The sequence below is a fragment of the Ewingella sp. AOP9-I1-14 genome, from assembly GCF_052375995.1.
Lineage (GTDB): Bacteria > Pseudomonadota > Gammaproteobacteria > Enterobacterales > Enterobacteriaceae > Ewingella > Ewingella allii.
The window spans coordinates 126,858-146,596 of sequence record NZ_JBQSVA010000002.1; the positions used below are offsets into that span (position 1 = coordinate 126,858).

Annotated in this window: 17 protein-coding genes; 3 read left to right on the plus strand and 14 right to left on the minus strand. The window is 47.1% G+C overall.

Features of this window, described 5'->3' with window-relative positions; translation table 11 throughout:
- Position 1 precedes the first annotated feature (1 nt).
- The 9 genes from ACT3RT_RS05795 to galU form a co-directional block, all read right to left on the minus strand.
- Positions 2-544: a GNAT family N-acetyltransferase gene (locus ACT3RT_RS05795; RefSeq protein ID WP_485900274.1), complete on the minus strand. Its 543-nt coding sequence runs from the start codon at positions 542-544 to the stop codon at positions 2-4.
- A complete protein-coding gene (locus ACT3RT_RS05800) occupies positions 537-938 on the minus strand; it encodes a sugar 3,4-ketoisomerase (protein WP_485900272.1) in 402 nt (133 codons plus the stop codon). Before ACT3RT_RS05800 ends, ACT3RT_RS05795 begins: the two co-directional genes overlap by 8 nt.
- A 4-nt stretch (positions 939-942) precedes the next feature.
- A complete protein-coding gene (gene rfbA, locus ACT3RT_RS05805; RefSeq protein ID WP_485900270.1) occupies positions 943-1,812 on the minus strand; it encodes a glucose-1-phosphate thymidylyltransferase RfbA in 870 nt (289 codons plus the stop codon).
- Position 1,813: 1 nt separating this feature from the next.
- The gene (gene rfbB / locus ACT3RT_RS05810) at positions 1,814-2,887 is read right to left on the minus strand and encodes a dTDP-glucose 4,6-dehydratase (protein ID WP_485900268.1); all 1,074 of its coding nucleotides are present in this window, start codon (positions 2,885-2,887) and stop codon (positions 1,814-1,816) included.
- 159 nt (positions 2,888-3,046) lie between these two features.
- A complete protein-coding gene (locus tag ACT3RT_RS05815) occupies positions 3,047-4,933 on the minus strand; it encodes a polysaccharide biosynthesis protein (RefSeq protein WP_496202644.1) in 1,887 nt (628 codons plus the stop codon).
- 29 nt (positions 4,934-4,962) lie between these two features.
- A complete protein-coding gene (locus ACT3RT_RS05820) occupies positions 4,963-5,547 on the minus strand; it encodes an acetyltransferase (RefSeq protein ID WP_441830326.1) in 585 nt (194 codons plus the stop codon).
- Entirely contained in the window at positions 5,547-6,581 is a 1,035-nt protein-coding gene (locus ACT3RT_RS05825) for an MraY family glycosyltransferase (protein ID WP_353501817.1), read from the minus strand. The genes ACT3RT_RS05820 and ACT3RT_RS05825 overlap by 1 nt, the downstream gene beginning before the upstream one ends.
- Entirely contained in the window at positions 6,581-7,528 is a 948-nt protein-coding gene (locus tag ACT3RT_RS05830; protein ID WP_485900263.1) for an NAD-dependent epimerase/dehydratase family protein, read from the minus strand. Before ACT3RT_RS05830 ends, ACT3RT_RS05825 begins: the two co-directional genes overlap by 1 nt.
- A 532-nt stretch (positions 7,529-8,060) precedes the next feature.
- The gene (gene galU / locus ACT3RT_RS05835) at positions 8,061-8,948 is read right to left on the minus strand and encodes a UTP--glucose-1-phosphate uridylyltransferase GalU (RefSeq protein WP_485900261.1); all 888 of its coding nucleotides are present in this window, start codon (positions 8,946-8,948) and stop codon (positions 8,061-8,063) included.
- 449 nt (positions 8,949-9,397) lie between these two features.
- On the opposite strand from galU, the gene ACT3RT_RS05840 reads away from it, so the two are divergent.
- Positions 9,398-10,987, plus strand: coding sequence for a TerC family protein (locus ACT3RT_RS05840; protein WP_496202645.1), 1,590 nt, complete (start codon positions 9,398-9,400; stop codon positions 10,985-10,987).
- A gap of 76 nt (positions 10,988-11,063) precedes the next feature.
- Here the strand turns inward: ACT3RT_RS05840 and asmA are convergent, their stop codons facing one another.
- The 4 genes from asmA to apbC all read right to left on the minus strand — a co-directional run bounded on the left by asmA (position 11,064) and on the right by apbC (position 15,475).
- Complete coding sequence (gene asmA / locus ACT3RT_RS05845; protein WP_485900257.1) at positions 11,064-12,905, minus strand: outer membrane assembly protein AsmA; 1,842 nt, start codon at positions 12,903-12,905, stop codon at positions 11,064-11,066.
- Between the two features lie 48 nt (positions 12,906-12,953).
- Complete coding sequence (gene dcd / locus ACT3RT_RS05850) at positions 12,954-13,535, minus strand: dCTP deaminase (RefSeq protein ID WP_034789874.1); 582 nt, start codon at positions 13,533-13,535, stop codon at positions 12,954-12,956.
- Positions 13,536-13,589: 54 nt separating this feature from the next.
- On the minus strand, positions 13,590-14,231 hold the full coding sequence (gene udk, locus ACT3RT_RS05855) for a uridine kinase (RefSeq protein WP_353501812.1): 642 nt from the start codon (positions 14,229-14,231) through the stop codon (positions 13,590-13,592).
- 146 nt (positions 14,232-14,377) lie between these two features.
- Entirely contained in the window at positions 14,378-15,475 is a 1,098-nt protein-coding gene (apbC, locus tag ACT3RT_RS05860) for an iron-sulfur cluster carrier protein ApbC (RefSeq protein ID WP_485900254.1), read from the minus strand.
- 185 nt (positions 15,476-15,660) lie between these two features.
- On the opposite strand from apbC, the gene metG reads away from it, so the two are divergent.
- Complete coding sequence (gene metG, locus ACT3RT_RS05865; RefSeq protein ID WP_353501810.1) at positions 15,661-17,694, plus strand: methionine--tRNA ligase; 2,034 nt, start codon at positions 15,661-15,663, stop codon at positions 17,692-17,694.
- Between the two features lie 159 nt (positions 17,695-17,853).
- Here the strand turns inward: metG and ACT3RT_RS05870 are convergent, their stop codons facing one another.
- Positions 17,854-18,126, minus strand: a complete 273-nt coding sequence (locus ACT3RT_RS05870) for a DUF1127 domain-containing protein (RefSeq protein WP_353501809.1) — start codon at positions 18,124-18,126, stop codon at positions 17,854-17,856.
- A gap of 166 nt (positions 18,127-18,292) precedes the next feature.
- Here ACT3RT_RS05870 and ACT3RT_RS05875 point away from each other — a divergent pair, with 166 nt between their 5' ends.
- Positions 18,293-19,711, plus strand: a complete 1,419-nt coding sequence (locus ACT3RT_RS05875) for an aminotransferase-like domain-containing protein (RefSeq protein WP_496202646.1) — start codon at positions 18,293-18,295, stop codon at positions 19,709-19,711.
- Positions 19,712-19,739 lie beyond the last annotated feature (28 nt).

Consider the following 19,739-nt stretch of genomic DNA (forward strand, 5'->3'; position numbering starts at 1 on the left):
CTTATTTTCCCTCTAAAATATTTGTATATTTTTCTTTAAAATCAGCATAAGCCTTTTTTTCGTATGAAAAATTATGATTTGTCTCATCGTGGTCAATAAGCGTAGCACCAGTTTTTTTATGAAATGAAATAACAGGTAAATTAGCATTATCCACCTGAAAATATGCTGAATTATACCCCATAATTTCAAATGCAAATTTATATACAAGATATGCGCTTTCTAAAGCAGAAGTTACTGTTTTGTTATCATTTAAAATCCAGCTTCCCCAGCAAAATTCACTATCGCCTTTTATTCCATAAATTCTAACAGTGCCTATGGGCTTAGAAGATTTGTTTTTAATTATTAGAAAATAAAATTCTTGTTTTGCTTTTTCTCTTACTTTGTACTTTTCGATCCAATTACGCTGTTCTTCAACTGTCCCTGTTACTTTCGATATATGCTTATTGAGCTTATCATCGACACGTAGTGAATGAATAAACGCCGCATCATTAACAGTTACTAGTCTTAGACTAATAGTTTTACTTCTAATAAAATGCTCATCCATTCTGTACCTCTTTTTCAAAATCCTGATAATTTCTAATGTAGTCACTTTCATCATAATGATCACTGGCCAAAACCATTAGCACACAATCATTACTATAATCATACATCTCATGCCAAATTAAAGGTTCAATGATTAAACCCGTATTCGGATTATCTAGTAAAATATCTTTTTTTTCATGCCCATCATCCATAAGAAATCGGCAAGAACCTTTTACTGGTATAGCAATTTGTCTTAATTCCTTATGTGCATGAAATCCTCTTCGAATATCCTTTTGAGTATCGAACATGTAGTACACTCTTTTTATTTCAAAAGGTATATTCTTACCGCCTTCAAGCACAACTAGTGAGCCACGTTCATCACCAAATGTAGGAAGTTTAATCGTTTCGAATTTCATATAATTATACCGAGTAAATTAATTTTAGGAGATATTGACCGTAGCTATTTTTATTGAATTTCTCCCCTCTAACAATCAACTCTTCATCAGTCAGCCAGCCATTACGCCAAGCGATTTCTTCTGGGCACGCAACCATCATACCCTGACGTTTTTGCACCGTTTCAACAAAACTACCAGCCTCAATTAAACTATCATGAGTTCCAGTGTCAAGCCACGCGAATCCGCGCCCAAGTAATTCCACCTGGAGTTTTGATTTTTTTAGATATTCTTCATTAACTGCTGTTATTTCGAGCTCACCGCGTTCAGAAGGTTTAATATTTTTTGCAATTTCAATCACGCTATTATCATAAAAATAAAGACCTGTTACTGCCCAATTCGATTTTGGGTTTTTAGGTTTCTCTTCGATAGATAATGCATTATATTCTGCGTCAAAATCTACCACACCAAAACGTTCAGGATCAATAACATGGTAGCCAAAAATAGTTGCTACATCTTTACGCTCTGCAACAGACTTGAGTTTGCTGCTAAAACCTTGGCCAAAGAAAATATTATCCCCTAAGACTAAACAAACAGAATCCGATCCAATGAAATCCTCGCCAATAATAAAAGCTTGCGCCAGACCGTCTGGAGTTGGCTGTACTGCATATTCCAATCGAATACCAAAATTACTTCCATCTCCCAAAAGACGTTCAAATGAAGCTTGATCTTCAGGAGTCGTTATAATAAGTATTTCACGAATACCCGCCAGCATTAATACTGAAAGAGGATAATAAATCATAGGCTTATCATAGATAGGAAGTAACTGTTTCGAAACACCCATGGTAACCGGATATAAGCGAGTTCCTGATCCACCAGCAAGAATGATACCTTTCATATTATTCCAGTCCTAAACGTTCACGCTGATAGCTGCCATCTTGTACTCTTTTGCACCATTTTTGATTAGCAAGATACCAGTTAATTGTTTTTCTTATACCGGATTCAAAAGTTTCTACCGGCTTCCAGTTTAATTCTCCATTAATCTTACTTGAATCTATAGCATAGCGCCTATCGTGGCCAGGACGATCTTCTACAAAGGTAATTTGATTTCGATAAGATTGTGACTTAGGAACTATCTCATCAAGTAAGTCGCATATAGTTAACACAACATCAAGATTCTTTTTCTCATTATGGCCACCAATATTATAAGTCTCTCCAATTTTTCCCTGAGTTACGACGGTATATAGTGCTCGAGCGTGATCTTCAACATAGAGCCAATCCCTAATTTGATCTCCCTTTCCGTAGATTGGCAGTTGTTTTCCTTCAAGCGCATTAAGAATTACCAAAGGAATCAACTTTTCTGGGAAATGATAGGGTCCATAGTTATTGGAACAGTTCGTCACTATGCACGGTAGTCCATAGGTGCGTTGCCACGCCCGAACAAGATGATCACTTGATGCTTTGGATGCAGAATACGGGCTACTAGGTGCATACGCTGTACTTTCCGTAAAGAGTGGCAACTCACCCTGCTCTTTCCATTCATCTGGATGTGGCAAATCACCATAGACTTCATCTGTTGAAATATGATGAAAGCGAAATGCTTTTTTATGTAAATCATCTAACCGAGACCAATATCCGCGGGCAACCTCCAGCAGAGTATAGGTGCCAACAATGTTAGTTTCTATAAATTCTGCAGGGCCTGTAATTGAACGGTCGACATGACTTTCTGCAGCCAAGTGCATTACAGCATCTGGTCGATGCTGATTGAAGATATTATCAATAGCTTCTTTATCACAAATATCTGCCTGGAAGAACGAGTAACGTTCATTCAATGATACTTCAGCCAGGGATTCAAGATTACCAGCATAGGTCAACTTATCTACATTAATAACGCTGTCATTCGTATTTTCGATAATGTGGCGGATAACTGCAGAGCCAATAAACCCCGCACCACCAGTAACGAGAATTTTCACCTTAATAATCTCTCTTAAATATAGTTATCATTTACTATTAAGTGAACTCACTGAATAATATCAATGCCAGATAGTTTGGTAAGTAATAGTGTAAACTGTTAATTCAATGCGAATATTAGTTTCATAAAATCACCTTCAAACGAGCATCTCTTTTAATAATCAAGAATTTGAATTAATCCACATGACATCACAAATTTCATCGGTGGGGGTAAACCCTGTTGGAGCCGAAAGTAATAGCTCGCGAATGCGTTGCTGATCAAAACGGCTACATGCCTCATTCAATTGCTGTAGGAAATCAGTCAATTCAGCCCAAGGCATCATCACTTCATTCGCAGTCAAGATGCGCGGGTGGAGGGTATTCATCACATTTTCCCCAATGAGTAACTCTTCAAAAAGCTTCTCACCAGGCCGCAAACCCGTCGTCTTAATTTCAATGTCGCCTGTAGGGTGTTCAGCATCACGGAGTTTGAGGCCGCTCAGCGTAACCATTCTATGTGCGAGATCGATAATTTTTACCGGTTCCCCCATATCTAAAACAAAAACGTCGCCGCCATTACCCATTGCCCCAGCCTGGATAACTAACTGTGCTGCCTCAGGAATAGTCATGAAATAACGAATTATATCTGGATGAGTTAGAGTGATGGGACCGCCAGCACTTATTTGCTTTTCAAAAAGCGGCACTACAGAACCAGATGACCCTAACACATTTCCAAAACGAACCATGCTAAAGCATGTCGTACCCTGCGAAGATGACAGCCCTTGGAGAACTAATTCTGCTAAGCGTTTAGTTGCCCCCATGGTATTAGTCGGTCGTACTGCTTTGTCCGTTGATATCAGGACAAATTTAGGGACGTTACAGGCTATAGCAGCCTGGGCACAAGCAAGCGTACCAAATACGTTATTGCGCACACCATCAGTAACGTTATATTCCACCAATGGCACGTGCTTATACGCTGCAGCATGATAAATAGTTTCAGTTTTGAAGCTACGCAATACTCGTTCTAAATGCTCTTGGTCTTGAACATTACCAAGGATAGGATAAAGCGTAGTTGTTAGATTCTGAGATTTAATAATCTCAGCGAGCTCGCGTTCAACTGCATAAAGAGAATATTCAGATACTTCATAAAGTACTAAAGCTTGAGGTGAATTGCGTAGAATCTGACGACATAACTCCGAACCGATAGAGCCACCCGCACCTGTAACCATAACCGATTTATTTCGGATGTTACGTGCGATGAGTTCAGGGACGGGATCAACTGGATCTCGTCCAAGTAAGTCAGTGATTGAAACCTTGCGCAGCGTATCTATACTGGCCTTACCTTCTACCAGATCAACCATGCCTGGTATGGACAATACCTCACAAGGTAAGCCTTCCAATTGCTTGATAACTTCATTTTTCCGTGCGCGGCTAGCGCTTGGCATTGCGAGAAGGATTTTTTGCACTTCATATTTCTCGACTAACCAAGCCAATTTTTTAGGGGAGTAAACAGTCACACCGTGCATAACCGTGCCTTGCAAGCGTGGATTGTCGTCTACAAATGCAACGGGATAATATTCAGATGCCTGACTCAAAGCAGGCAATAGCTGTCGCCCTGACGCCCCTGCTCCATAGATGATGATTTTAGTCCCCAACTTTAGACCGCGGTTAATTAGCATTCGTAGTGCTAAACGCGAACCCGTGATCATTAATAAGCCAAAGGCGAAATAAATAATAGGTACAGTACGCGGTAAGAATAAAGTTGTATAGAACGCAGATATAATTAGCAGCATAGATGAGGCTATCATGCCAATCGCTACAGCGACCAATATCTTAGCTGTAATATATCGAATGACCGCACGATATAGCCCAAGTTTGATAAAGAATATTAGCGTAACAAAAACAATAGAAAGGATTAAAATCCAATGCGGCAAACTTGATACTGGCGTCATTGAATCAATACGCACCCAAAATGCAAACCAGAAGGCGCACAACAACAGCACTACATCAATAGCCAGTGTAATAATCCTTTTCACCGGCCTTGGTAAGGAAAGTAAGAACGTAAGCATAGTTTTAAACCGAGTAGATTATCAGAGCATCAAGCTCTAGTTTCTAAAACTGTTCCAGGAGCACATTTGGCATAGGGTTCAATATGGCAATTATATCCACCACTTGAACCAGCCTGTACAAAAGCACTTCTACCAATAAGACTATTTCCTGCCAAACTGACCCCCACGCCTAGATGGGAAAAATCTTCGAGTACGCCATCGTGATCAACAACTGTCTGACAATTAACAATGACGCCCTTTCCGATTTTTACATTCGCTCCAATAATAGCGCCGGCCAGAATAACTGTACCCATTTCTATTTGCGCTGACGGGCTCACCATAGCTCTGGGGTGTATAAGGGTTGAAATAATCAATCCAGCATCCATTGCCTTACTTTGCAATGTTTCACGAACACTATTGTTGCCGATCCCTACGACAGCATGAGTATACTTCGGCGCAAATTCACAAAGTTTATCTATTCGGCCAATAATATGTTTTTCTAGCGCTTGCTCCGCAGAATGAGCGCCATCATCTAGAAAAGCCACATGAGTAAACAAATCTAGAGAAATAGCCATTTCATAAATTGAACGACCGTGCCCACCAGCACCAAGGATAAGGAGTGAATTAACTATCATTACACATTTACCCGGTCCTTAACTCCTGCCCCACATAAGTATGCAACAACTATCAACGGCAACCATGCGATCAAAATGCCAATCACACCAGTCATTGAGCCAGTGGCAATAAACATTGCAATAGGTGCGAGCCATAGGAGGTTGATAATCAATGCAGCTAAAGTAACTGTTTTATGGCTTCCATATTTTCTGGCTAGAATTTGGTAAGTATGACTAGCATGGGCTTCATAAACTTTTTTCCCAGCGAATAAACGGCGTAAAAGAGTCACAGTAGCATCAACAATAAATATTCCTAATAATGTAATCTCTGCTAGAAACAAATTACTGTTTAACGTGGCAACATGGAGAACAATGAGACCGATAGTTATTCCCAAAAAGCCACTACCTGCATCCCCCATAAAAATTTTTGCTTTAGGGAAGTTCCAGAAAATGAACCCTAATGCTGCAAAGCCTAACAGCAATAGCATGGTAAATTGGCTTGTTTTTAATGCTTCAGGCACAGCTAAAATAAGCAGAGCACATGATGATAAGGAAAATGTTATCGCCTCCATGCTTGCTAATCCATTAATGCCATCCATGAAATTATAGAGGTTTAGCATCCAAGCCAGATAGACTAATCCAAAGACCATTCCAGCCCAACCAGCATTAAGCGTATAACCAAACAGATCGATAGAGGGGAATTGTCCCAGGAAAAACAGCCCAAACGCACCTGCAAGGAAATGCATTAACAAACGCCAGCGGGCAGCTATATGACCATGGTCGTCGAGAAAACCGACGATCGCAATAATCAGCCCAGCGATGAAAAGTGATGCTAGCTGAGTTAAGGAAATAGCATCAATAACTTTTAATACTAATAAACCTATAAGGAAACTAATAACAATTGCTACACCACCACCGCGTGGTGTTGGAGTGGAATGCGAACTGCGCTGATTAGGAACATCAATCACGTTATTCTTTAATGCATAAACTCGCAATCCCCAAGTAAGTGCAAACGACAAAATAAAGGTCGCAATGGCAATGATTATTTCAAACATTATTTGTTTCCCTTGCTATAATATTTAGCTGTTCTTTCCATTGTTTCAAAAATCGTTACTGGAGCTTGCCAATTTAGTAAACGAGTGCTTTTACTGGCATCAATTTCAAGAGAACCATAAAGTTGTTCATAAAGACTTTTCTTGCCAACTAAGGCGAGTAATACACCTAATATACTTGAAGGAAACCAGATAACACGAGAAGGCTTATTCATACCTAGAGAAAAGCTTTTAACTATTTCCTCAGTACTTGGGGCATCTTTATCAGCAAGAACAAAGAGTTCATTCTTAGCTAATTCATTTTCAATACAAGCGATAATAAAGCTAACCACATTGTCCAGTGATACCATGCCGCGCTTATTTTTAAAGCCTTTGAAAGGAAGAGGTAAGCCGCTTTCAACAATTTTTAGAAGTCGACGGATATTTCCGGGAGCATTTTCGCCACAAATTAATGCTGGTCGAATGATCGTAATAGACATTGTACTATTAGCAAACTGTGACTGAAGAGCCTGCTCTGCTTCTAATTTTGAGATAGCATAGTCTGAAGTCGGCTGAGGTGTTGATAGTTCATTAAAGGGTTTACCTTCAGTTTTATTGCCATTTACACCAATCGAACTAATAAAGATGAAATGTTTAACCCCGGCTTTCTGTGCATCATGCGCAAGCTTCAAGGTTGCAGCACAGTTTACTCTACGGAATTCAGCGAGCTTATCTTCGGCACGATCATCAAGAATATGTGCACGTCCGGCGGTATGAACAACCGTATCACAACCTTGCAGTACTGCAGACCAATCCGTTTTTTCCGAAATCTCACCAACATTGATCAGGTTTGAAGATTCCCCCTCCGGCCCCCGGCGGGTAGTACCGACAACATGATGGTTTCTTGCTTCTAATGTTTTTAAAAGACTGCTTCCGACGAATCCTGTCGCGCCTGTTATAAGAATTTTCACCCTGAGCCCTTTTGAATGCTATTAGTGCAAGTTCAGTATTGATGCACAATATTGTGTAGTGAAAATAGAGCAGCGGTGCTGTCTCACTTTTATTAAATACTCAATTTTTCTGTCAGAATAAAATTTAATAAATAGGTCATCTAGACATGATTAATATGATCGTTGACGACCAAAACGTGACCTATTTATTGAATCATTCTTACTCATGGGTAGGTTCTAGAAACTTTGAGGAATTTTCAGACAGGTTGATTGCTAGTTAAGGAATGTAAAGTCTTAGGCACGCTACCGCCCTTGGCTCTTAAGCTACCAATGCACTTATTGTTGTTAATAAAGTCTTGAAATTTCACGTGCTGCTGGGGTGAGCAAATCGTTGAGAATTTTACCCTTAACATCACTTATAGCAAGTCGCAATTATCCTAAATATCACACAATTAGGCTATGAGTAGACGTATCTTTTAGTGAAAATAATCATAGATAATGAATGAAAAAGCACCATGTATATGGTGCTTTGAATATTATGTGAGATCTGTGATTACTTAGCGGTAAACTCTTTCAACCAAATCTCAAATGCCGCGCCCTGTGAAGGATGGCGGATGCCATACTCAACGAAGGCTTTCATATAACCCAGCTTGTCGCCACAGTCATGTGAACGGCCAGTCATGGTGAAAGCTTCTACCGTTTTCTTCTTCATCAGCAATGCGATAGCGTCGGTCAGCTGAATTTCGTTGCCCGCGCCATAAGGGGTGACTGCCAGCAGTGGCCACAGATCTTCGGAGAAGACATAACGCCCAACTACTGCAAGATTAGATGGGGCATCTTTCTGATCGGGTTTTTCGACGATTGCGGTCATTGGTGCGCTTTCGCCTGGCTCAACTTCAACGCCGTTACAGTCAACGATACCGTATTTAGACACATCTTCTTCCGGCACTTCTTCAACCATAACCTGGCTGTTACCGGTTTCTTCGAAGCGACGCAGCATGGCTGCAAGGTTGTCTTTACGCAGATCGCTTGTTGAGTCATCCATCAGAACGTCTGGCAGAATGACGGCGAAAGGAGAATTGCCGATCAGTGGTTTTGCACACAACACAGCGTGGCCCAGGCCTTTTGACTGCCCCTGACGCACGTTCATGATAGTCACGCCTTTCGGGCAGATTGACTGAACTTCTTCCAGCAGCTGGCGCTTAACGCGCGACTCGAGCATGCTCTCCAATTCAAAAGAGGTATCGAAGTGGTTTTCGATCGCATTCTTGGAAGAATGCGTAACCAAGATGATTTCTTTAATACCCGCAGCGGCACATTCGTTCACAATGTACTGGATAAGAGGCTTGTCTACGATCGGCAACATCTCTTTGGGAATCGCTTTGGTTGCTGGCAGCATGCGTGTGCCAAGACCGGCAACAGGGATAACAGCTTTTAACATTGTAAAGGATACTCCTTGAAACCAATAGTTTGGAAGTTCAGCCAGTCAGAATATTAACACTCACCTAGCTCACTGCACTGAAACCGTTTAGCAATTCTGTGTCGTTCCACATGATCCCACTAGTATAGACCTTCAAACCTTAACGGGGGAGCACATAAAGCTAATAAACACCGATTTTTAACTTGGTGATACGATACCAGTAAGCTTTCCCAAACGGTAAGCGAAACGCTGAATTTTAAGAATGTTTCCCTCGTTCGCGTTTTTTCTAACCGATTCTTGATGATTTATGAGTCATTCATAAACCTTATATCAACGTACTCTGCCTCTGCAGTAACCTGATAGACGATACTCGCCCTACTCCGCAGGTTGGGAAAAGTTGAGTTTTCACGCCATGCCACCCATCATTCACATGTAACTCACGTCATTAAACCTAAAGGTAAAAAATAGCTATGGAATGGATCGTCGATCCGTCAATTTGGGCCGGTCTCGCTACACTGGTCATTCTGGAAATTGTTTTAGGCATTGATAACCTGATATTTATTGCCATTCTGGCGGATAAACTGCCTAAGCGGCAGCGTGACAGGGCGCGTGTGACCGGCCTGCTGCTGGCGCTGGCAATGCGTTTACTGCTGCTGGCGTCCATCTCTTGGCTGGCTACTCTCACCCGCCCCTTGGTCACCCTGTTCTCTCATTCGTTTAGCGCTCGCGACATCATCATGCTGCTGGGTGGGATTTTTTTGCTGTTCAAAGCCACGATGGAGCTTAACGAACGGCTAGAAGGCAAGGATGAAGAGCATAGCGCGCAGCGTTCCGGGGCGAAGTTCTGGGCAGTCGTCGCGCAAATTGTGGTGCTCGACGCGATATTCTCCCTCGACTCGGTGATCACCGCCGTCGGCATGGTTGATAACCTGGCCGTGATGATGGCGGCGGTGTGTATCGCCATCCTGCTGATGCTGCTCGCCAGCCGGCCTCTAACCCGTTTTGTCAATGCTCACCCTACTATCGTCATCCTGTGCCTGAGCTTCCTGCTGATGATTGGTTTTAGTCTGGTTGCCGAGGGCTTCGGATTCTATATCCCGAAAGGCTATCTCTACGCGGCGATTGGCTTCTCGGTGATGATTGAGGCCCTGAATCAGCTGGCGCAGTTCAACCGGCGACGATTTCTCTCATCCAGCCGCTCTTTGCGAGAAAGGACGGCTGATACCGTACTGCGGGTGTTGCGCGGTAAGCATGAAGAAGCAGAACTCGACACGCACTCTTCCAACATGATTTCAGATACCGAGGGCAACGAAATATTTAATCAGCAAGAACGCCATATGATTGAGCGCGTTCTTGGGCTCGCCCAGCGCAGCGTCAGTAGTATCATGACCTCCCGCCACGACGTTGATAACCTCGAGTTGAATGACCCCGTCGACGTATTAACCCAGCAAATAGCCGACAATCAGCACACTCGCATTCTGGTCACTGAAGACAGTTCCACCGACGAACCTCTTGGCGTGGTGCATGTTATTGACCTGCTTAAGCAGCAGTTGCTGCACAACGAGTTAGACCTTAAGGCGCTGATTCGGCAGCCGCTCATCTTCCCCGAGCAACTCTCCCTGCTAAAAGCGTTAGAACAGTTCCGCCTGGCGAAAACCCACTTTGCCTTTGTTGTCGATGAGTTTGGTTCCGTTGAGGGTGTGGTGACGCTGACTGACGTGATGGAAACCATTGCCGGTAATCTGCCGGAGAACCATGAAACCGCAGACGCAGATCCAGATGATGATATTGAGCAACGCGAAGACGGTAGCTGGGTGGTGAGTGGTTCCATGCCATTAGAAGATGTCGTGATGCACATTCCCCTCTCTATGGAAGAAAAGCGCGATTACCACACACTGGCCGGATTGCTGATGGAACACGCTCAAGTGGTTCCACAGGAGGGTGCCAAACTGACTATTGGTGATTATCAGTTTGAAATTCTGGAAGTGAATAGTCATCGCATTTTAAAAGTCAGGGTTACCCCCCTTGCTCCACCCAATAGTGATGATTACGAGGTCTAATTCCTGCGAATTTTAAATACAAAAAGGGCCTCATCATGAGGCCCTTTCACGTTTTGCTGGCTTAATATCCCTTCAATTACTTATTGATAATGGATTTCAGCTCTTTGTTTTCTTTGGCGTTCTTGTTTTTATCAATCCAATTTTGGATAGCGCTTTTGGCTTCATCTTGTAACTGGTTGCGCAGGATCTGATCTACCTGCAGCTGATAGTTCAACTGCGACCAAGGGCCATAGACTCGCAAAGGCACGTCGGTATTTTGCAAACGCTGAATAAGATTATTGTTACCTTTCCAGCCGCCGGTGACCCGCACACCAAGCGTCAAATCACACTGCTTATCAGCAAAGTTAATCTTGCCATCGCCTTTGGCATTTAACATTTCAGACTCAGCCATCAGATTGGATAGTGTCAGCGTACCCTTGCTCAGCACACCCTCTGCCTGCAGCGACTGTATCTGCGTGTAATGGTCATAGCGTTCCAGGCCCTGCACGCTATTGTTGTTACGGGCAATGGCTTGTTGCACTAATTGCTGAATATTCATGCCGTTAAGTCGCGCATCGTCCATCGACATATGCATTTTACCCGCCCAGCTATGGCTAAAATCATACGACGATAAACCGCTGCCATTCACCGCGCCGCGGAGGGTGAATTTCCCCGTGAGCGCTTCAGGCAGGTCGTAAGCGACCAGCAACTGACCCAGCTCGATATTATTCACAATCGGCTGCAGGTTGATTTTCGCCAGCTTGCCGGTGACATCCATACTGCCTGGCAGGGAGAAATCGCCCGATGCCATTTTGCCACTCAGGGTTTGCAGATTAACTTTACCCTGCTGATTGGTAGCCAACAGCTGGAAGTCTTGAATTTTCAGGCCGCGATAAGTGAGATCGGCCACCTTCAGCGCGACATTTGCGTTAAAGCTGTTGAGAATACTGAAGTTATTCGGCTGGTCGCTAACATCGCGCGCGATAACCGGCGCAGAAGTCACGGCGCGAGCCGCCTGAGACGTTTGATCCGGCGTTTTCGGCTGCCAGCCTGATAAAGCGTCAAGGTCCAGCTTGGCGGCATCAAGGTTAACCTGATAATCGCCGGTATCGGACAGGGTCGCCGCCGCGTTGCCGCTCAACTGATTATCATTGGCCGTCAATGCTAGCTGGCTGAGGGTCAGGCGCTGCGTGTCGCGATGATAGTTTGCCTGCATGGTTCCCGAACCCTGCAAACCTTTCGCCGGAATATCCGCGCCACTCAGCTGATAGCTAAATTTATTAATATCGGCGGAGAACTCTTGCGGATACTTTTGCATATCCAGGTCGGCAGACATGGAGAAGGCGAGATCGCGCTGATTACGATTAATGCGGCTGGAAAGCTCAAGAGTAGCCTGACGGTGCGCATTTTGCTCAAGCTGCATATTGATGTCGCGCACATTAATTTGGTCGTTTTCACCGCGCTGCCAAATCAGCAGGCTGTCCGCCACGCTGATTTTATCAATATCAAATTTCCAGCCAGCTTCTAATTCAGAAGGAGGCTGGACCGTTGATGTCGGGGCTACAGGAGCATCCGGCACGTCGGCTTCGCTGTCCGGTGTTAATCGCACCACCGCGTTTTTCAACATCACTTCGCGCACGGCTAACTGATGGGAAAGCAAAGGCCAGAGTTTGACATCAAGACGCATGTTTTCCGCAGTGACCACCGGCGCTTTCGCACCCGGCGCAGTCAGCGACGTTTGGCCGGCGATAATGCTTAACTGAGGCCAAACGTGCCAGCGTAAATCACCGCGAATCGCCAGTTGATAACCACTTTTCTGCTCGACACGGTCTACCATGTACTGGCGGAAATCGTTGGGATTAATTAAAAATACCAGCGAGGTCATTCCTGCAATAATCACCACCAGCAATATAACCAGCGTTGTCAGTAGTCTTCTCATGCCTTCCTCTTGCCCTTTTACCCACAGCAACTCGGGTAAAGACCTGAATCAGTCTTTGTCGATACGGCTTGCAACTGCACTCTGCTGGTCGCGATATTTGGCATCCTGACGGCTGTTATAAGGACGAGCAGCGGGGCCAGAAAGCGGCTCGAAGCTCAGCGCGCCGATGAGCATGCCCGGACGCAGTGCCAGAGGCAACTTACCTGAATTATAGAACTCCAGCACGATTCGGCCTTTCCAGCCCGGATCGATACGATGAGCCGTTACGTGAACCATCAACCCTAGTCGAGCAAGTGAAGAACGTCCATCCAACCAGCCAACTAAGTCATCGGGAATAGAAACGGTTTCGAAAGTCACGGCCAGCGCCAGCTCGCCGGGATGCAGGAAAAACGCCTCGCCTTCTGGCAAAACGATTTCGTCACTCATGACTTTATCCAGCGCGGCGCTGACTTCATCTTTCGGGCCACTAAGATCGATAAAACCGGCGTTATGCCCTAAAAAGACGCGGAATCCATTCCCCAGCCGGACATCAACCGTTGCCCCGTTGATTCGTTCGATGGGAGGGCGCGGGGAAATCGCTAACTTTCCGCTGTCCAGCCAGGCTTCGATGTCTCGATCGCACAGTCTCATCGTTTCTCTCTCCGTGTTGTTACTGCTGAAAATGGTCTGGTGAAAGCTTGGCCATTAATTGAAGAACTGACTAATTTTCGCTTTAAGAATATCAATCGCAATTCGGTTTTTACCGCCACGAGGGACGATGATATCTGCATATTGTTTAGAAGGTTCAATGAATTGCAGGAACATTGGGCGAACCGTTTTCTGATACTGCGCCATGACGGAATCCATCGAACGACCACGCTCGTTGACGTCGCGCTTCATACGGCGCATCAGGCAGATGTCCAGCGGCGTGTCGACGAAAATCGAGAAGTTCATCTCTTGACGTAAACGGACGTCGGTCAGCAGCAGTATGCCTTCTAAGATGATCACTTTCTTGGGCTTCAGGGTCACCGTCTCACCCAGTCGGGTGTGTTCGATAAAGCTGTAGCTCGGCAACTCAATAGCATGCCCTGCCTTTAGACTCTGCAGGTGTTGGAACAATAAATTGTGGTCCATGGCGCTGGGATGGTCATAGTTGGTTTTAACCCGCTCCTCCATGGTCATGTGGCTTTGGTCTTTATAGTAGCAATCTTCTGGAATAACCCCGATGTGTTCATCACCCACCTGATCACGAAGTTCACGATATAAGGTACTGGCAATGAGGCTTTTTCCAGAGGCAGATGCGCCAGCGATACCTACGATGACACACTGATGGTGCTTGTCAGACATAAAATTAAAGACCTGATTTGGAAGTTTGAAGGGCAAGCACGGGGACGGTGCTTTGATCGCGCCAATTATAGGTACAACACCTTGCCGATGCCAGCATTTAGGACGGTAAACTCTGGCATCGGGCAATTATTAGCAGACTTTGGACGTTAAACCGCCCGGAAGGCGATTTCTGTCGGGATAGCATCCCCTCGCCAATAGAGCTGAGCAGCGATGCGCGCAGCTAACTGACGATACATTAAGGTAAATTCGCTCTGCGGGTTGGAGACCACCGTCGGCTCGCCGCGATCCAAGTCTTCGCGCAGTGAAATGTGCAGCGGCATTTGGGCCAAGAGTTCGCAGCGATATTTCTCTGCCAGCTTTTCTGCACCACCGTTGCCGAAAATGGGCTCATGATGTCCGCACTGGCTACAAATGTGCATGCTCATGTTTTCGATAATGCCCAGCACCGGCACTTTCACTTTCTCGAACATCACAATGCCTTTCATGGCGTCGAGCAGCGCGATGTCCTGCGGTGTAGTCACCACCACGGCGCCCGTTACAGGGATATTCTGCGACAGGGTCAGCTGGATGTCGCCAGTACCCGGCGGCAGGTCAATCACCAGATAATCCAAATCCGGCCACAGGGTATCTTGCAACATTTGCATCAGTGCTTTGCTGGCCATCGGGCCGCGCCATACCATGGCATTGTCATCCGTCACCAGATAACCAATGGAATTAGTCGCCAGCCCGTGAGCCATGATCGGTGCCATATGCACGCCGTCAGGCGAGGTTGGGCGTTCGGACTCGGTACCCAGCATGTTGGGCACAGACGGGCCATAAATATCCGCATCGAGAATGCCCACTTTGCCGCCTTCGGCCGCCAGCGCCAGCGCGACGTTTACCGCCGTGGTGGATTTCCCCACCCCGCCCTTGCCGGAGCTGACAGCAATAATGTTACGCACACCTTTGATGCCCGGCTGATCGTTGGCGCGGCGCAGCGTGGCGACGTCATGACGCAGCCGCCATTCAATCGCTTTCGCCCCGGTCACGCGCAGCAGTTCAGCGCTGGTTTGCTCTTTCAGCGCATCAAAGCCGCTCTGCCAGACGAAAGGCAGGGTTAAATCGAGATGCAGCACGCCGTCCATCAACGCGCAGTGGTGCACGGCTTTGATCGACACTAAATCTTTTTGCAGGGTGGAATGAGTAAAAGTGGACAGTACGCTGGCCACCAGGGCGCGTAGCCCCTCGGGGGATTGAGATGTCATCCCGGCTCCTTGAAGCATGTTATTAAACGACATTGATATTTTACGTAGCATATACTCAAAACCCGCTGAATTCAGTAACCGCGCAAGGCTCTTGTCGATCAGGGTGTACGGCTTGTTTACGCAGGGAGGCCGTTTCGGTTAACATCAATACCCCTGATTTCAACTAAAGAAAGCAAGCTCTTACTATGGCTCAAGTCGCGAAAAAAATTTTGGTAACCTGTGCACTTCCGTACGCCAACGGATCTATTCACCTCGGACACATGCTCGAGCACATCCAGGCTGACGTCTGGGTCCGTTACCAGCGAATGCGCGGCCACGAAGTTCACTTCATTTGTGCTGACGATGCGCACGGTACGCCGATCATGCTGAAAGCTCAGCAACTCGGAATTGAACCGGAGCAGATGATCGCCGAAATGAGCCAGGAGCATCAAAAAGATTTCGCAGGCTTCGGTATCAGCTATGACAACTACCACTCGACGCACAGCGACGAGAACCGCGTGTTGTCCGAGCTTATCTATGGTCGCCTGAAAGAAAACGGCTTCATCAAGAATCGCACCATTTCCCAGCTGTACGACCCGGAAAAAGGCATGTTCCTGCCGGACCGTTTCGTTAAAGGCACCTGTCCGAAGTGTAAATCTCCGGACCAATATGGCGACAACTGCGAAGTCTGTGGCGCTACCTACAGCCCGACAGAGCTTATCGAGCCTAAATCCGTGGTTTCCGGCGCGACGCCAGAACTGCGTGATTCCGAGCACTTCTTCTTTGACCTGCCTGAATTCAGCGCCATGCTGCAAGCCTGGACCCGCTCCGGCGCTCTGCAAGAGCAAGTGGCGAACAAGATGCAAGAGTGGTTCGAGTCTGGCCTGCAACAGTGGGACATCAGCCGCGACGCCCCTTACTTCGGCTTTGAAATCCCTAATGCGCCGGGCAAATACTTCTACGTCTGGCTGGACGCGCCAATTGGCTACATGGGTTCCTTCAAAAACCTGTGCGATCGTCGCCCAGACCTGAGCTTCGACGAGTTTTGGAAAAAAGATTCCACCACAGAGCTGTACCACTTCATCGGTAAAGATATCGTTTATTTCCACAGCCTGTTCTGGCCAGCCATGCTGGAAGGCAGTGATTTCCGCAAGCCAACCAACCTGTTCGTTCACGGCTACGTCACGGTCAATGGCGCGAAGATGTCTAAGTCTCGCGGCACCTTTATTAAGGCCGGCACTTATCTGAACCATCTGGACGCCGACTGCCTGCGTTATTACTACGCCGCCAAACTCTCTTCGCGTATCGACGATATCGACCTGAATCTGGAAGATTTCGTGCAGCGTGTAAATGCTGACATCGTCAACAAAGTGGTCAATCTGGCTTCTCGCAACGCGGGCTTCATTAATAAGCGTTTCGACGGCGTTCTCTCTGACAAACTGGCTGATGAAGCGCTGTACAAAACCTTCGTCGATGCCGCCGAAAGCATTGCCGAAGCTTACGCCAGCCGTGAGTCAAGCCGCGCCATTCGCGAAATTATGGCCCTCGCCGACTTGGCAAACCGCTATGTTGACGAGCAGGCGCCTTGGGTTGTGGCGAAGCAAGAAGGCCGCGATGCCGACCTGCAATCGATCTGCTCCATGGGTATCAACCTGTTCCGCGTGCTGATGACTTATCTAAAACCAGTACTGCCATCGCTGACTGAACGCGCTGAGGCCTTCCTCAATGCTGAACTGACCTGGGACGGCATCGCTCAGCCGCTGCTGTCACACAAAGTCAGCCCGTTCAAAGCCCTGTTCAATCGCATTGAGCTGGATAAAGTGAGCGCCATGGTGGATGCATCGAAAGAAGATATCGCCGCAGAGAAATCCAAAACCGTCACCGGCCCGTTGGCTGACGCGCCGATTCAAGAAACCATCACTTTTGATGATTTCGCGAAAGTGGATATGCGTATTGCGCTGATTAAAAGTGCTGATTTCGTAGAAGGCTCTGACAAGCTGCTGCGCCTGCAGTTAGATTTGGGTGGCGAATCGCGCCAGATTTTCTCTGGCATTCGCTCCGCTTACCCAGATCCAAAGCTGTTGGAAGGCCGTTTGACCATCATGGTCGCCAACCTTGCTCCGCGCAAAATGCGTTTCGGCGTGTCCGAAGGCATGGTGATGGCGGCAGGCCCTGGCGGCAAAGAGATCTTCCTGCTCAGCCCTGACTCTGGCGCACAGCCGGGCATGCAGGTGAAATAAACCCGTCTGGGTTTTGGGCAAACACCTAACCGGTGAGGAGCGATCCTCACCGGTTTTTTATGGGTGGCGTTCTGTTCTGTTCCTTCTCATTTCAGAGAAGAAGGCTGGATGAGGAGTGGTTTAATTCTAAGCTCAATGCGGCAAATCTCACCCCTACTCTCACTTCGGCCATGTCGGCCATACCCTCCCGTGCTCTTTCTCAATATCCGCCTTACTTAAACCAATGTCTTTCAACTGGCAATCTGTCAGCCCGTTCAGAATGTTGCGCTGAATGCGTTTCTCATTCCACATCATCACAAACTGTACTGATCTGGCCATCCAGCTATCGGCTCTGGCGGGTGCCTCGTCAATGGCTTTACTGACTACCGGACCCGCGCCCACGGCGCAATCAGACTCACAGTATTGGCGTTCTTTATTCACGTTTTTCATCATCACATCCCCTATTTACCCTGTCGCCATAGAATGCAATGAGCGCGAAATACATTACAGATTCAGATAATCGATTTTTAAACCATACAGCAGTGGAATGAATGACAGTTTATGGGCTAGATTAAGCGCATCTGTACTGGTTTTATTTTCAACAAGTGGGGAATAAAAAGTGAATCGCTATGAAAATCTCGCCAATGTGCTGAGCGAACGCATCGAGCAAGGCCTGTATCCTGCCGGGGAGCGCCTGCCTTCGGTGCGTATCCTGAGCAGTGAACATGGCGTGAGCATCAGTACAGTTCAGCAGGCGTATCGCATGCTGGAAGAGAAACTGCTGGTCGAGGCGCGGCCGAAATCAGGCTATTTCGTCACCTCCGCCCGGCCGCAGGCGGCACTGCCCGCCGTCTGTCGCCCGACTCAGCGTCCGGTGGATATCAGCCAGTGGGATCAGGTGCTCGAACAGATAACCCAGCAAGATACACCGGGCTTTATTCAGCTCGGGCGCGGTTCGCCGGATGTCACCGCCCCGACTCTGCGCCCCCTGAACCGTGCTATGTCACGTGCCGGACAGCATGAAAACCTGCTGGCGCTGAAATACGACACTATTTATGGCGCGCTGGAGTTACGTGAGCAAATCGCCCGGTTGATGATTGATAGCGGCAGCCACATGGACGCCAGCAATATTCTGATCACCACCGGCTGCCACGAGGCCCTCTCCATTGCGATTCGCTCAGTTTGCGACGTCGGCGATATCGTGGCGGTTGACTCCCCGAGCTTCCACGGCGCGATGCAGACTCTCAAAGGCTACGGCATGAAGGCGCTGGAGATCCCCACTGACCCGGTGACCGGCATCAGTATTGAAGCATTGGAAATGGCCCTTGAGCAGTGGCCGATTAAAGCCATTCAACTCACGCCAAACTGTAATAACCCGCTGGGTTACAACATGCCCGACGAGCGGAAAAAGGCGCTGCTACGGCTGGCACAGTGCTATGACATCGCCATTATTGAAGATGACGTGTATGGCGATTTGGCCTATCAATATCCCCGCCCGGCGACCATCACCTCTTTTGATGAAGATGGACGCGTGTTGCTGTGCAGCTCCTTCTCCAAAACCCTGGCACCCGGCCTGCGCGTCGGCTGGCTGGCTCCGGGGCGTTACCACAATCGTGCCTTACATATGAAGTTTATCAGCACCGGCGCGACCTCCACCCTGCCGCAAATCGCCCTGACCGACTTCATCAAACAGGGGCATTACCTGCAACACCTGCGCAGAATGCGCAATCAGTACCAGCGTAACCTCTGCACCATGACCTGCTGGGTGAGTAAATACTTCCCGTGCGGCGTGGGAGTCAGTCGTCCGCAGGGGGGTTTTATGCTGTGGATTGAACTCGATGAGCGCCTCGACGCTCAGCGGCTCAACCGCCTGCTGGAAGCCCACAAAGTGCAAATTGCGATCGGGTCGATATTTTCTGCATCAGGCAAGTATCGCAACTGCCTGCGAATCAACTATGCTCAGCCACTAACCGAGGCTTATGAGCAGGCCATGCAGCATATTGGGCAGACCATTGCTGAAATGATGGCAGAACTTTGATTCTGCCTCTCTACTGGAGCGAATAAAG

Bases quoted from the DNA above. Each gene is read 5' to 3' on its own strand.
- ACT3RT_RS05795 (WP_485900274.1), bottom strand. From the start codon at position 544: ATGGATGAGCATTTTATTAGAAGTAAAACTATTAGTCTAAGACTAGTA.
- ACT3RT_RS05800 (WP_485900272.1), bottom strand. From the start codon at position 938: ATGAAATTCGAAACGATTAAACTTCCTACATTTGGTGATGAACGTGGC.
- rfbA (WP_485900270.1), bottom strand. From the start codon at position 1,812: ATGAAAGGTATCATTCTTGCTGGTGGATCAGGAACTCGCTTATATCCG.
- ACT3RT_RS05815 (WP_496202644.1), bottom strand. From the start codon at position 4,933: ATGCTTACGTTCTTACTTTCCTTACCAAGGCCGGTGAAAAGGATTATT.
- ACT3RT_RS05820 (WP_441830326.1), bottom strand. From the start codon at position 5,547: ATGATAGTTAATTCACTCCTTATCCTTGGTGCTGGTGGGCACGGTCGT.
- ACT3RT_RS05825 (WP_353501817.1), bottom strand. From the start codon at position 6,581: ATGTTTGAAATAATCATTGCCATTGCGACCTTTATTTTGTCGTTTGCA.
- galU (WP_485900261.1), bottom strand. From the start codon at position 8,948: ATGTTAAAAGCTGTTATCCCTGTTGCCGGTCTTGGCACACGCATGCTG.
- ACT3RT_RS05840 (WP_496202645.1), top strand. From the start codon at position 9,398: ATGGAATGGATCGTCGATCCGTCAATTTGGGCCGGTCTCGCTACACTG.
- asmA (WP_485900257.1), bottom strand. From the start codon at position 12,905: ATGAGAAGACTACTGACAACGCTGGTTATATTGCTGGTGGTGATTATT.
- dcd (WP_034789874.1), bottom strand. From the start codon at position 13,535: ATGAGACTGTGCGATCGAGACATCGAAGCCTGGCTGGACAGCGGAAAG.
- udk (WP_353501812.1), bottom strand. From the start codon at position 14,231: ATGTCTGACAAGCACCATCAGTGTGTCATCGTAGGTATCGCTGGCGCA.
- apbC (WP_485900254.1), bottom strand. From the start codon at position 15,475: ATGACATCTCAATCCCCCGAGGGGCTACGCGCCCTGGTGGCCAGCGTA.
- metG (WP_353501810.1), top strand. From the start codon at position 15,661: ATGGCTCAAGTCGCGAAAAAAATTTTGGTAACCTGTGCACTTCCGTAC.
- ACT3RT_RS05870 (WP_353501809.1), bottom strand. From the start codon at position 18,126: ATGATGAAAAACGTGAATAAAGAACGCCAATACTGTGAGTCTGATTGC.